The 12,456-nt window shown below is 68.9% G+C and carries 12 protein-coding genes; 2 read left to right on the top strand and 10 right to left on the bottom strand.

Going from position 1 to position 12,456, the window contains the following annotated elements:
- Window position 1: 1 nt before the first annotated feature.
- The 10 genes from sufC to KBI44_13665 all read right to left on the bottom strand — a co-directional run bounded on the left by sufC (window position 2) and on the right by KBI44_13665 (window position 9,105).
- Complete coding sequence (gene sufC / locus KBI44_13710; protein MBP9145537.1) at window positions 2-766, bottom strand: Fe-S cluster assembly ATPase SufC; 765 nt, start codon at window positions 764-766, stop codon at window positions 2-4.
- Between the two features lie 294 nt (window positions 767-1,060).
- Window positions 1,061-2,512 carry a Fe-S cluster assembly protein SufB gene (sufB, locus tag KBI44_13705; GenBank protein ID MBP9145536.1) on the bottom strand — a complete coding sequence of 484 codons (1,452 nt, stop codon included), beginning with the start codon at window positions 2,510-2,512 and terminating at the stop codon, window positions 1,061-1,063.
- Between the two features lie 13 nt (window positions 2,513-2,525).
- Window positions 2,526-3,062, bottom strand: coding sequence for an SUF system Fe-S cluster assembly regulator (locus tag KBI44_13700; GenBank protein ID MBP9145535.1), 537 nt, complete (start codon window positions 3,060-3,062; stop codon window positions 2,526-2,528).
- Between the two features lie 72 nt (window positions 3,063-3,134).
- Window positions 3,135-4,256, bottom strand: a complete 1,122-nt coding sequence (locus KBI44_13695; protein MBP9145534.1) for an AI-2E family transporter — start codon at window positions 4,254-4,256, stop codon at window positions 3,135-3,137.
- 37 nt (window positions 4,257-4,293) lie between these two features.
- A complete protein-coding gene (locus tag KBI44_13690) occupies window positions 4,294-5,148 on the bottom strand; it encodes an ABC transporter permease (GenBank protein MBP9145533.1) in 855 nt (284 codons plus the stop codon).
- Window positions 5,145-6,122, bottom strand: coding sequence for an ABC transporter ATP-binding protein (locus KBI44_13685; protein MBP9145532.1), 978 nt, complete (start codon window positions 6,120-6,122; stop codon window positions 5,145-5,147). Before KBI44_13685 ends, KBI44_13690 begins: the two co-directional genes overlap by 4 nt.
- Window positions 6,094-6,831 carry a response regulator transcription factor gene (locus KBI44_13680; protein MBP9145531.1) on the bottom strand — a complete coding sequence of 246 codons (738 nt, stop codon included), beginning with the start codon at window positions 6,829-6,831 and terminating at the stop codon, window positions 6,094-6,096. Before KBI44_13680 ends, KBI44_13685 begins: the two co-directional genes overlap by 29 nt.
- Window positions 6,832-6,897: 66 nt before the next feature.
- Window positions 6,898-7,950, bottom strand: a complete 1,053-nt coding sequence (locus KBI44_13675) for a histidine kinase (protein ID MBP9145530.1) — start codon at window positions 7,948-7,950, stop codon at window positions 6,898-6,900.
- A 20-nt stretch (window positions 7,951-7,970) separates the two neighbouring features.
- Complete coding sequence (locus KBI44_13670) at window positions 7,971-8,720, bottom strand: hypothetical protein (GenBank protein ID MBP9145529.1); 750 nt, start codon at window positions 8,718-8,720, stop codon at window positions 7,971-7,973.
- On the bottom strand, window positions 8,710-9,105 hold the full coding sequence (locus tag KBI44_13665) for a hypothetical protein (protein MBP9145528.1): 396 nt from the start codon (window positions 9,103-9,105) through the stop codon (window positions 8,710-8,712). The genes KBI44_13670 and KBI44_13665 overlap by 11 nt, the downstream gene beginning before the upstream one ends.
- Window positions 9,106-9,268: 163 nt before the next feature.
- On the opposite strand from KBI44_13665, the gene KBI44_13660 reads away from it, so the two are divergent.
- Both KBI44_13660 and recQ read left to right on the top strand, forming a co-directional pair.
- Window positions 9,269-10,369, top strand: coding sequence for a glycosyltransferase family 9 protein (locus KBI44_13660; GenBank protein MBP9145527.1), 1,101 nt, complete (start codon window positions 9,269-9,271; stop codon window positions 10,367-10,369).
- Window positions 10,370-10,394: 25 nt separating this feature from the next.
- On the top strand, window positions 10,395-12,227 hold the full coding sequence (recQ, locus tag KBI44_13655; GenBank protein MBP9145526.1) for a DNA helicase RecQ: 1,833 nt from the start codon (window positions 10,395-10,397) through the stop codon (window positions 12,225-12,227).
- The last annotated feature ends 229 nt before the right edge of the window (window positions 12,228-12,456 follow it).

Here is a 12,456-nt window from a genome sequence, read left to right as displayed (position 1 = left end):
CTCAGGCGCGCTCGCCGACCGCGACTTCGTCCTCGAGCCAGGCGTAGCCCTTCGCCTCGAGCTCGTGCGCGAGGTCCGCGCCGCCCGAGCGCACGATGCGTCCGTCGAGCAGAACATGCACGAAGTCCGGCACGATGTACTCGAGCAGCCGCTGGTAGTGGGTGATGACCACGAACGACCGCTCCGGGGAGCGCAGGCTGTTGACCCCCTCCGAGACGATGCGCAGGGCGTCGATGTCGAGGCCCGAATCGGTCTCGTCGAGGATGCACAGGCGCGGCTCGAGCACCGCCATGTGGAAGATCTCGTTCCTCTTCTTCTCGCCGCCGGAGAAACCCTCGTTGACCGGCCGCTGCAGGAGTGAGTCGTCGAGCCCGACGAGCTTGACCTTCTGCTTGACCAGCTTGAGGAAGTCGAAGGCGTCGTACTCGGCCTGGCCGCGGTGTTTGCGCACCGCGTTGACCGCCGCCTTGAGGAAGTAGGTGTTGGAGACGCCGGGGATCTCGACCGGGTACTGGAAGGCGAGGAAGACGCCCTCGCGGGCGCGCTCTTCGGGCGCCATGTCGAGGAGATCCTTGCCGTCGAGGAGGACCTTGCCCTCGGTCACATCGTAGGCGTCGCGGCCGGCGAGGACCTGGGCGAGCGTGGACTTGCCGGAGCCGTTGGGCCCCATGATGGCGTGGACTTCGCCCGGATTCACCTTCAAGTCGATGCCGCGCAGGATCTCGCGGCCTTCGACGTTGGCGTGCAGATTCTGGATCTCTAGCAACATTTCAAACTCCCTCGTTCAGTCAGGTACCAGTACCTATTGGTTCGCTTGGCCGTCGGTGCCACGGACTCTGGCTCGACGCGTCAGCGGCAACCGCAAGCGAAGCGGCGAGCCAGAGTACGTGGCAACGACGGCCTCGCTCCACCTTCGCGACCGGCTTGGCCGATCTCCGCGCCGTCGCCGGTCATGCGACTCGAGAGCGCCGCTTCGCTTGCGGTTGCCGCTGACGCGTCGATCTCGAGTCGCATGACCGGTGCCGTCGCTCGACGGTGAGTCCAGTCGCGCCTTGCCTCTTCAGCCTACGCTTCCTTCCAATGACACCGACAACAGTTTCTGCGCTTCCACCGCGAACTCCATCGGCAGCTCCTTGAAGACCTCCTTGCAGAAGCCGTTGACGATCATCGAGACGGCGTCCTCGGTCTCGATGCCGCGGCTGTTGCAGTAGAAGATCTGGTCTTCGCCGATCTTCGAGGTCGAAGCCTCGTGCTCCATGCGCGCGCTCGGGTTCTGGACGTCGATGTACGGGAAGGTGTGGGCGCCGCACTTCTCGCCGATGAGCATCGAGTCGCACTGCGAGAAGTTCCTGGCACCGTCGGCGCCGGCGAGGATCTTCACCTGGCCGCGGTAGGTGTTCTGGCCGTGGCCGGCGGAGATCCCCTTGGAGACGATCGTCGAACGGGTGTTCTTGCCGATGTGGATCATCTTGGTGCCGGTGTCGGCCTGCTGGTAGTTGTTGGTCACCGCCACGGAGTAGAACTCGCCGATCGAGTGGTCGCCCTTGAGGATGACCGACGGGTACTTCCAGGTGATCGCCGAGCCGGTTTCGACCTGGGTCCAGGAGATCTTCGAACGCGCCCCCTCGCACTTGCCGCGCTTGGTGACGAAGTTGAAGATGCCGCCCTTGCCCTCTTTGTCTCCCGGATACCAGTTCTGCACCGTCGAGTACTTGATCGACGCGTCGGTCAGGGCGACGAGCTCGACCACCGCGGCATGGAGCTGGTTCTCGTCGCGCATCGGCGCCGTGCAGCCCTCGAGATAGGAGACCGTCGCGCCCTCCTCCGCCACGATCAGGGTGCGCTCGAACTGGCCGGAGTTGCGGGCGTTGATCCGGAAATAGGTCGAGAGCTCCATCGGGCACTTGACGCCCCTGGGAACGAAGACGAAGGAGCCGTCCGAGAAGACGGCGCTGTTCAGGGTGGCGAAGAAGTTGTCGGAGTACGGAACCACCGAGCCCAGGTACTTCTTCACCAGCTCGGGATGCTCGCGCACCGCCTCGGAGAACGGGCAGAAGATGATCCCCATGTCGTGCAACTTCGCCTTGAAGGTGGTCGCGACCGAAACCGAGTCGAAGACCGCGTCCACCGCGACGCCGGCGAGCGCCGCCCGCTCGTGCAGCGGGATGCCCAGCTTCTCGTAGGTCTTGAGGAGCTCCGGATCGACGTCGGCGAGGGTCTGTGGCCCGTCCTTGGTCGACTTCGGCGCCGCGTAGTAGATGATCGACTGATAGTCGATCGCCGGATAGTGGACATTCTGCCAGTCAGGCTCGGTCATGGTGAGCCAGTGACGATACGCCTTGAGGCGCCACTCGAGGAGCCACTCGGGCTCCCGCTTGAAAGCGGAGATCTTCCGCACTGTCTCTTCCGAAAGGCCGGGCGGCAGGGTCTCCTGTTCGATCTCGGTGATGAAACCGAACTTGTACTCCTGGGTCGCCAGCTGCTCGATGGTCTGGGTATCGGTCGTGGTCATCTGTTCTCCAACTTCAATGCGATTCGATTCGGCTGCCCGGGCTTGCCTGGCTGCCCGCGCTGCCCTGGCCGCCGATACCCGCGAAGCCGTCCTGCCCGCGGCCGGGGCGGCCGAGCGCGCCACCCAACTGCACGAGCCGGGGAGCCGTCTCGCCCGCCAGCTCGGCGAGCGTCACGCCGGCCAGCGCCTCGAAGACCGCCTTGTTGATCCGCTGCCAGGGCCCACGCACGGTGCAGAAAGGCTCCCGGTCGCATTCGCCGGGTGAGCCTTCGATGCAGACCGTGAGCGCCACCGCGCCCTCGAGGGCGCGAAGGATCTCGGCGGCGTGGATCTCGGCCGCCGGACGGGCCAGCGCATAGCCCCCTTTGACACCCCGGTGGGAAGCCAGCAGGCCCTGGCGTACCAACAACTTGAGGATCTTGCTCACCATCGGCAACGGCAGCTTCGTCTCCCCCGCGAGATCGGGGGCGTTCATCGCCCTCCCCGGCTCGACGGCCAGCCGGGTGAGCAGGACGAACCCGTAGTCGGTCTGCTTGGTCATCCGGATCATGGTGGGCGCCTCGGAGAATCAGGACTTGGACAGTCCAGTTTCAAGGCAATGATACGGACCGGCCGGAGAAAGTCAAGCGCCGGGCAAGCCCGGACCGAGCTTCGGCGACGAATCGTCCGGGCCGGACGGCGCTCCGAGAGGGTCGCCCTGGGCGCTGACCGCGCGGGGGTGGTCCCCCGAGTCGAGGAGGATCGCAACCCAACCCCAGGTGGCGCTGCGCTCCAGGAGGATCTTGATGGTCACGGTGAGCGGCACCGAGAGCAGCATCCCGACAGGGCCCCAGAGCCAGCCCCAGAAGAGCAGCGAGAGGAAGACCACCAGGGTCGACATGCCGAGCCGGCGGCCGAGGAGCGCCGGCTCAGCGAGGTTGCCGAGCAGGGTCCCGACCACCAGGTAGCCGACCCCGACGACGAGCGCCTGGACGAGGTCGTACTGGATGAAGGCGAAGAGCATTGCGGGCGCCGCCGCCAGGACCGCGCCGATGTTGGGGATGAAGTGGCAGACGAAGGCGACGAGGGCGAGAAGCACCGGGAAGTCGACCCCGAGAAGAGCCACCCAGAGCCCGATCACGATGGCGATGAGCGCCGACATCGCCGTCTTGATGAGCAGGTAGCGCTGGAGCTCCTGGGAGACCGCGCTGAAACGCAGCAGCGGCTCGCGCAGGTGCGCCGGCAGGCGCGCCAGTTTGCGCGGCACGACCAGCGCCTCGAACAGGATGAAGACCAGGGTCAGGAGCACGATCGTCGTCTGCGAAAGCAGGTGCAGCAGCCCCTTGACCGTTCCGCCCGCGAGCTCGGCCAGCGTCTGCGGTTGGCGCCACTTGAGCGGCACCCAGTCGAGGATCGCGATCCCCTTCGCCTGCCACCAGTCGACGGTGTAGGAGAGGCGCTCGTCGAGCTGCGCGTAGTAGTGCGGCCCGACTTCGCGCAGTTCGCCGACCGATCCGAGGAAGAGCAGAACGAAGAGCGCCAGCACTGCGGCCAGCAGGAGCATGGTCACCAGCACGGCGAGAAACGCCGGCCAGCGCCGCGCGACCAGCCAGCGCAGCAGCGGCATGGCGAGGATGGCCAGGAAGAGCGAGAAGGCGAGCGGCACGAGAAACGGCGCGCCGAGCTTCAGCCCGGCCACGACGACGACGCCGGCGGCCATGCCCAGCGCCGGCGAGAGGGCCCCGAGGCTCGAACGTTCAGGCACCGGCGGACTCGTCATGCGGGCGAGTGTATACCCCGTCTCAGAGGCTCGGAGCCGTCGCCATGGAGAGCTCCGGGCCCCACAGCGCGACCGCGCCGAACGTCAGGGCGAGGAGAGCGAGGCCGATCGCCAGGCGCCCGAGCGGCAGGGCGTCCGAGGACTCCCAGCGGAAGAGCATCGAGTTGAGCAGCAGTCCAAGCGCTCCGAAAAGAAGGAGGACGGCGATCGGACCGGTGAGTCCTGCGAGCGGCTGGCCCGCGATCATCACCCGCTGGAGCCCCTCGTTGAGGTAGGTCGCCGGCAGGAGTCTCCCCACGCTCTGCACCCACGCCGGCAGCAGGAAGAACGGCATGGCGCTCCCGGAGAGGAACATCAGCGGGAACACGATCAGGTTGGTCAGCGCCGGCGCCGACCGCGTGTCCCGCCCAATGCAGCCGATGAACAGCCCGAGCGGCACGAAAGCGAGCTCGCCGGCCAGAAGCATGACCAGGAGGTTTCCGATCGAGCCTTCGATCGGAAAGCGGAAAATGAGCTTGGCGAGCGCGAGCTGAAACAGCAGCGACACCGAGAGATTCACCATCCCGTGCATCATGTGTCCGGCCACGACGGCTCCCGCGGGCGTCGGCGTGACCCGCAGCCGGCGCAGCGCTCCGCGCTCGCGTTCGGCGACGAGTCGCATCGAGTAACCGAAGAAGGCGGAGGTGATCGTGGTCAGGGTCAGCAGCCCGGGCATCATGTAGGCGACCTTCTCGGGTTCACCGTCCGCGAACACGAACGCGAATACGAAGAGGAAGAGCTGCGGAAAGGCGAGCGTCCAGAAGATCGCAGGCCGCGAGCGCGAGTTTTCGACCAGGTAGGACCAGGCGAGGGCCAGAGAGCTGCGGACGACGCTCATGGGTTCTGCTCCTCGCCGAGTCCCTGGGGAGCGCTCTCGCCCATCCACTCGAGGTAGACGTCTTCGAGCGTCGGTCGGCGCATTCGCAGGTCGACGAGCCTCCCGCCGCCGGCGCGCAGCAGGTCGCCGAGGGCGACGATCACCGCTCCAGGATCGCTGACCGCGAACCGCAGGTGGCGGCCCTCGTGACCCTGTGCGACGGCACCCGCCGCTTCGAGCGGGCCGGCATCGAACGGCCCCTCGATCTCGATCCAGAGCGTCGAGAGCCCCGCGGCGCGGCCGATGAGCTCGAACGGCGAGCCGTCCGCGACCACCGTTCCACGACGCAGGAGGATCACCCTCTTGCAGAGCTTCTCGGCCTCTTCGATGTAGTGCGTCGTCAGCAGCACGGTCTTGCCCGCCGCCGCGAGACGCTCGACGATTGCGTGCACGCCGCGCCGGGCCACCGGGTCGAGCGCCGCCGTCGGTTCGTCGAGAATCAGCAACTCGGGGTCGTGCAGGAGCGCCAGGGCGAGCGCCAGGCGCTGGCGTTCGCCACCGGAAAGGGTGCGCACCAGCGCGCGCTCTTTGCCCATGAGCTCGACCTGCTCGAGCACCACGGCGGGCGCCAGGGTGCTCGGGTAGAGCGCCGCGTAGAGCCGCAGGACTTCCGAGATCCGCAGCTCCTGAGGCAGGGCGGTCGCCTGGAGTTGCACGCCGATCTTCAGGCGCAGGGCCCGCGCGTCTCGTCGGGGATCGAGGCCGAAGACGGTCGCCCGGCCGGATGTCGGCTCGCGCAGCCCCTCGAGAATCTCGACCAGCGTGGTCTTCCCGGCCCCGTTCGGTCCCAGGAGGCCCACCGTGCCGCCGGCAGCGATCGCGAGATCGACGCCGGCGAGCGCCCGCTGGCCGTCGTACTCCTTGACGAGCTGCTCGATCTCGATCAGCACGCCGACGCCCCCGCCTTCATCCCAGGAGCTCTTTGAGCCGCGCATGCCCGGTGCGCGAGACCGGAATGCGGGTGCCGTCGGCGAGGATCGCGATCCAGCTGTCCTTGGCGTAGAGCTCGAGCCGCGCGAGGCGCTCGACGTTCAGGAGGTAGGAGCGATGGACGCGCACGAAACGACCGGCGTCGAGCTGCGCTTCGAGCTCCCCCATGGTCTGCTGCTTCTGCAGCCGTCTGCCGCCGACGGCGAACGACAGGTAGTCGTCCTGGGCCTCGATGAAGTCGATCTTGGCGAGCGGCAGGACGTGCACCCGACCCTCTTCGCGAATCAGCACGCGCTCGAGCGGCCGGCCGGGCGGCCGCGCCGCGGCGGCGACCGCTGTGGCAGAAGGACGCTCCTGCTCGAGGTCGAGGCGCCTCGCCGCACGCGCGATCGCCTCGCCGAGGCGGGCCGGTTCGACCGGCTTCAGCAGGTAGTCGACCGCATGGACGTCGAACGCCTTGAGCGCGAACTCGTCGTAGGCGGTGACGAAGATCACGGCGACCTTGTCTCCCAGGAGCTCCATCACCTCGAAACCGGAGAGCTTCGGCATCTGGATGTCGAGGAAGAGCAGGTCGGGCGCGAGCTCCTCGGCGAGCTTGACGGCGGCGAAGCCGTTTCCGGCCTCGCCCACGACCTCCACCTCCGGGTGGGCGGCAAGGAGCTCGCGCAGGACCGCCCGGGCCAGCTCCTCGTCATCGACGATCAGGGCGCGCATCGGACGCATCCTCTCACTCCCGGGCGCCGTCGTTGGTGCCATCTTCGCGACGCCCGCGCCACTGGCTCAGGACGCAGGTTCCGCGGGCAGGAGGAGGCGGACACGATAGCTCTCCGCCGGCGCTTCGACGTCGACCCGCGCACGATGCCCGAAGAGCGCCTCGATGCGCGCCCGGACGTTGCCGAGGCCGACGCCGGCGCCGCGCGAAGCCGGGCGCTCGGGATCGCAAGGATTCTCGACCGCAAGCTCCAGAAACTCGCCGCGCCGCGCGGCGAGGATCGTCACCTCGCCTCCCTCGACCAGGTGCGCGATGCCGTGATGCACCGCATTCTCGATCAACGGCTGCAGCACGAGCGGCGGCACGGCCAGCGTGAGCGTCTCCTCCGCGACGTGGAAGCGGGTGCGCAGCCGCGCACCGAAGCGCACCTCTTCGATCGCGAGGTAGGTCTCGGCGAGGTAGATCTCCTCCGCCAGGGGAATGCTCTGCCGCTGCCCGAGCCCGAGGCTCTTGCGGAAGAAGCCGGCCATCAGATAGCACATGCGCCGGGCCGCCGGCGGGTCCGAGCCGATGAGCGCCGAGACCGAGTTCAGGCTGTTGAAGAGGAAGTGCGGATCGAGCTGCGCCTTGAGCGACTTGAGCTCGGCCTCGCGGGCGTGCACCTCGCGCTCGAGCCCCCGGCGCTCGGCTTCGCGCGAGCGCTCGACGACGACGAAGAGGAAGTGCACCAGCGTCGCGAGCGCGAAGAGGAAAACACCGACGACGAAGAAGAGCGGCAGCGCGGCCGCGAAGCGCGCCGGGAGCCCGGCGAAGCCGGCCGATTCGGCGAGCAGGCGCGCCCAGAGATGTCCGACGACCGTCCAGATGGCCGCCGAAGCGAACGACGCGACGACCAGCAGGAGGACGAGACGCGGCGCACCGGCGCGGTTCGCCGGCAGCTGGCGTACCGGATACCAGACCGAGAGGCATTGGAAGGCGTAGACCAGCGCCAGCGGCAGACAGAGCGCCAGGGCACCGCGCAGGCTCCCCGGCGCGATCGCCTGCACGAGCAAGGCGAGGAGCCCCCCGAACATCGCGGCGACGCCCAGGTAGGCGACGAGGCGGACGGGGCGTTCGATCATCGGGTGCATCGGCGCCCGCTCTAGTTCGAGACCTCGACCCCGCCCATGATGGCGAAGCCGCGGATGACCAGCGTCCCCTCGACGGCGCCCGCCTTCGGGCGCGTCTTGTCTTCGAAGCCGCCCATGAGCGGGATCACTTCCCCCCTCACCTGCCAGCTCTCGGGCACCTTGATCTCGATCCCACCCCAGAAGGCGAAGGTGTCGAGAACCGCTCCTTCGGGCGTCATCTTCGCCTGGCGAAGGTCGAGCGTCACGCCGCCCATGAAGGCGGCGAGGTCGCCGCCGCGAAAGGTCGAAGCGATGCCGCGGCGCTCGTTGCCGCTCATCACCGCGAAGGCGCGCACGTAGCTCGCCGGATCCTCCGGTCCCGAAGGAGCCGAGCTCGGCCGGACGAAGGTCCGGTAGACGAGCGAGCCGCCGACCAGAAGGAGCGCCCCCGGGAGAAAGAGCTGGAAGAAGCTGAGCTCGACGTAGTCGAGCTTCTCGGCGAGCACCCACCCGCCGCCGACGATCCAGACCCAGCCCCAGATGCTGCCCTGGACGAGGACCGAGATGCCGACCGCGAGGAGAACTCCGGGGAAGAAGAAGCGGTAGATCGGATCGGCTTCGATGACGTTCAGGTTGTCGAGCAGCAGGAGACTGCCGAGCGCGACGATCGCGAGACCGAGGATGAGTCGCGGCGAAAACCAGGCTGCGGGACCCGACCCCTCGCCGGCACTTCGGGGCGCACGGTCGCGCAGTGACGTACGGAGGCCGAACTCATCCGACATGATCCACCTCCACGGCGTTCGCCGGTCCACCATCGCGACCGTCGGGCCGCCTGCGGCGCGCGAAGGCCGGTTTGAGCAGCACCGAGAGACCGCCGGCGATGACGAAGATCGGCCAAGCCGTCCCCCAGGCGAGCCCCCAGACGTGCCAGATGCTGATCCAGCCGTAGAGCCCGCCGAGCAGCAGCCAGAAGCCGTCGCCGCAGCCGTCGCGCGCGCCGAGGGCGAGCTTCGCCGTTCCCATGGCGATCAACAGGAAGGGCCAGTAGTTCCAGACCCGGTGCGGCAGATCCACTCCCAGGTTCACCGCCAGCAGCATCGCGCCGACCGCGATCAGGAAGAAGCCCCAGATCCCTCGATTCACCGTATCCATGCCGATTCTGCCCATCCCACCCTCCTCCGCGCCACGCTCGTCCGGCGCTGTGGGAGGAACTTACGCCGCGCCCGCGGACCTGTCACCGCTGCGTCGGCAGACGGTGGCCCGCAACCGGTGAACTCCGCCGGGCGACGAGGCCGCCGTCGCGGCGTATCGGCTAGCATGCGGACCTGCGATGGTCCCGGTCTCTTCCAGTCCGACAACCCCCGAGGCTCCCCGCGGCGATTCCGGCTCCGCGCTCGCAGCGGGCGTCGGCGCAGGCGAGCGGCTCCTGCTCGTGCGCCTGTCGGCGATCGGCGACATCGTGCACACCTTGCCGGTCGCGGCAGCGCTCGCGGCGGCCGGGTTCGAGGTCGTCTGGGCCGTGCAGCCCGCCGGGCGCCCGCTCGTCGCCGGAAATCCGGCGGTCGCCGCCTGCGTGACGATTCCTGCCCGCAGCCCCTTCGTTCCGGGAGCCATCTCTCGGGCCGTGGCCGAGCTCCGCGCGGCGCGCATCGACATCGCGCTCGACCTCCAGGGACTCTGGAAGTCGAGCTTCTGGGCACGCGTCAGCGGGGCCCGGCGCCGGATCGGTTTCGGCGGTAGCGCACGCCGCGAACCGCTCTCGTCGCTGATGCTCACCGAGCGCCATGCGCTGCCGCCCGGAGTCACGCACGTCATCGACAAGAACCTCGCGTTGCTCGCCGCCCTGGGTCTTTCCGCCGTCGGGCGGCGCGAGTTTCCTCTGCCGCCTTTCGAACGCGAGGCCTCGCGGGTCGATCGCGAGCTCGCGGCGCTCGCGGTCGAGCGCCCGATCCTCTTCCATCCAGGGGGCGGCTGGAGCTCCAAGCTCTGGCCGGCCGAACAGTATGGCGAGCTCGCCCGGCGCCTCGCCCGGCGCCGCATTCCGACCCTCGTCTGCTGGGGACCCGGCGAGGAGGCGCTCGCGCATCGCGTCGTCACCGCCTCCGGGGGCGCGGCGATCGCGAGCTTCCCGGCTTCGCTGCTCGAGTTCGCGGCGCTCGCCCGGCGGGCGCGCGCCATCGTCGCCGCCGACACCGGCCCGCTCCACCTCGCCTGCGCAGTGGGAACGCCCGCCGTGGCGCTCTTCGGTCCGACCGATCCGGCGAGAAACGGCCCGTGGAATCCGGCCGACATCGTGCTCGCGCGGCGCCCGGCCTGCTTCCCCTGCCATCGCCGCGAATGCGCGACGCATCGCGGCATCCTGCACGAGATTCCGGTCGCCGAGGTCGAGCAGGCGCTGCTCGCCCGGATCGGCCTGGCGGACGCCGGATGAGCGCACCGCCGGCCGGCGGGCGCTCTTGAGCGAGGCGGCGCGGAGCGTTCTCCTGCGGCTCTTCGGCTATCCGGAGTTCCGCGGTGAGCAGGAGGCGATCGTCGACACCCTGCTCGAGGGCAGGAACGCCGTCGTCCTCCTGCCGACCGGCGGCGGCAAGTCGCTCTGTTACCAGATTCCGGCGATTCTGCGCCCCGGCACCGGCATCGTCGTCTCACCGCTCATCGCGCTGATGCAGGACCAGGTCGCGGCGCTCGCCGAGCTCGGCATCGCGGCCGAGTTCCTGAACTCGAGCCTCGACGGACGCGACCAGGCGCGCGTCGAGCGCCGCTTCCTGGCCGGCGATCTCGACCTGCTCTACGTGGCACCCGAGCGGCTCCTGACCGAGCGCTTCCTCGACCTCCTCGGCCGGGTCCGGCTGGCGCTCTTCGCGATCGACGAGGCGCACTGCGTGGCGCAGTGGGGGCACGACTTCCGCCCCGAGTACCTGGGTCTCGCGACCCTGGCCGCCCGCTTCCCCGGCGTGCCGCGGATCGCCCTCACCGCCACCGCCGACGCCCCGACGCGGCGAGAGATCGTCGAGCGACTCGAGCTGCGGGACGCGCGGCTGTTCATCGCCAGCTTCGACCGCCCGAATCTGCGCTACCGCGTGGTCGACAAGGACGACGGCGGCCGCCGGCAGCTTCTCGCCTTCCTCGCCGACGAGCATTCCGGCGACGCCGGCATCGTCTACCGGATCTCGCGCGCCAAGGTGGAGGCGACCGCGGCGCTCCTCGCCGAGAAGGGGGTGAAGGCGTTCGCCTACCATGCCGGGCTCGACGCCGACGTACGCCGGCGGGTGCTCGCGCGCTTCCAGGAAGAAGAGGGGGTCGTCGTCGTCGCGACCGTCGCCTTCGGCATGGGGATCGACAAGCCGGACGTCCGCTTCGTCGCCCACATGGACTCGCCGAAGAGTCTCGAGGCCTACCATCAGGAGACCGGCCGCGCCGGGCGCGACGGCCTCCCCGCCGACGCCTGGATGGCCTACGGCCTTGCCGACGTCGTGCAGCTGCGGGCCATGATCGAGCGCGGCGAGGCGCCGCCGGAGAGGAAGTCCGTCGAGCGCCGCAAGCTCGACGCGCTCCTCGCCTACTGCGAAACGACCGCTTGCCGCCGTTCGGTCCTGCTGCGCTACTTCGGCGAAGAGGCTCCCCGAAGCTGCGGCAACTGCGACACCTGCCTCGAGCCGATCTCCACCTGGGACGCCACGATCGCGGCGCAGAAGGCCCTCTCCGCCGTCGCCCGCACCGGCCAGCGCTTTGGCGCGCAGCACCTGGTCGACATCCTCGTCGGCGAGAAGACGGAGAAGGTCGAACGCTTTCGCCACGACCAGCTGCCGACCTTCGGCGTCGGTACCGAGCTCGACGTCCGGCGCTGGCGCGGCGTCTTCCGGCAGCTGGTGGCGCGGGGCTTCCTGGTCACCGACGCCGAGGGACACAACACCCTTGCCCTCACCGAGCGTGCCGCGCCGGTGCTCCGCGGCGCCGAGAAGGTCGAGTTCCGGTTCGAGCAGGAACCGGCGAAGAAGGGCAGGAAGCTGCGCGCGGCGAAGGGCCGCGCCCCTGCCGCCGGAATCGCCGGCGGCAGCGCGGAGAGCGCGCTCTTCGAGCGCCTGCGCGCCCTGCGGTTGGAGCTCGCCAAGGCCGCCGGCGTCCCGCCCTACGTCGTCTTCCACGACTCGACGCTGCGCGAGATGGCGCTGCTGCGGCCCACCACGGCCGCGCAGCTTGCGCAGCTTCCCGGTATCGGAGAGAAGAAACTCGAGCGCTATGGCGGCCGCTTCCTCGCGCTCTTAGGTGGCGCGCCACACGAAGACTGAAGCCTTCGGCGAGGCGCCGCGCGCGCGCATTGCGATCGTCGGCAGCGGCTCGATCGCGGTCGTGATGTCGCCTCTCGCGCCACGAATCGTCGCGGCTGAAGCGAGAGATTCGAAAAAAACTTTCACGAAACTCTTGCATCTCACGCGAAAATGTTGACAATGAAGAACAAATCAACGCTCTTCCGGAGCCTCTTTCCGTTTTTGTCTCGCGAGAGCGAGCGGGAAGCAC

It is taken from the genome of Thermoanaerobaculia bacterium (assembly GCA_018057705.1).
GTDB lineage: Bacteria > Acidobacteriota > Thermoanaerobaculia > Multivoradales > JAGPDF01 > JAGPDF01.
This window is presented reverse-complemented; position numbering and strand designations above follow the sequence as displayed.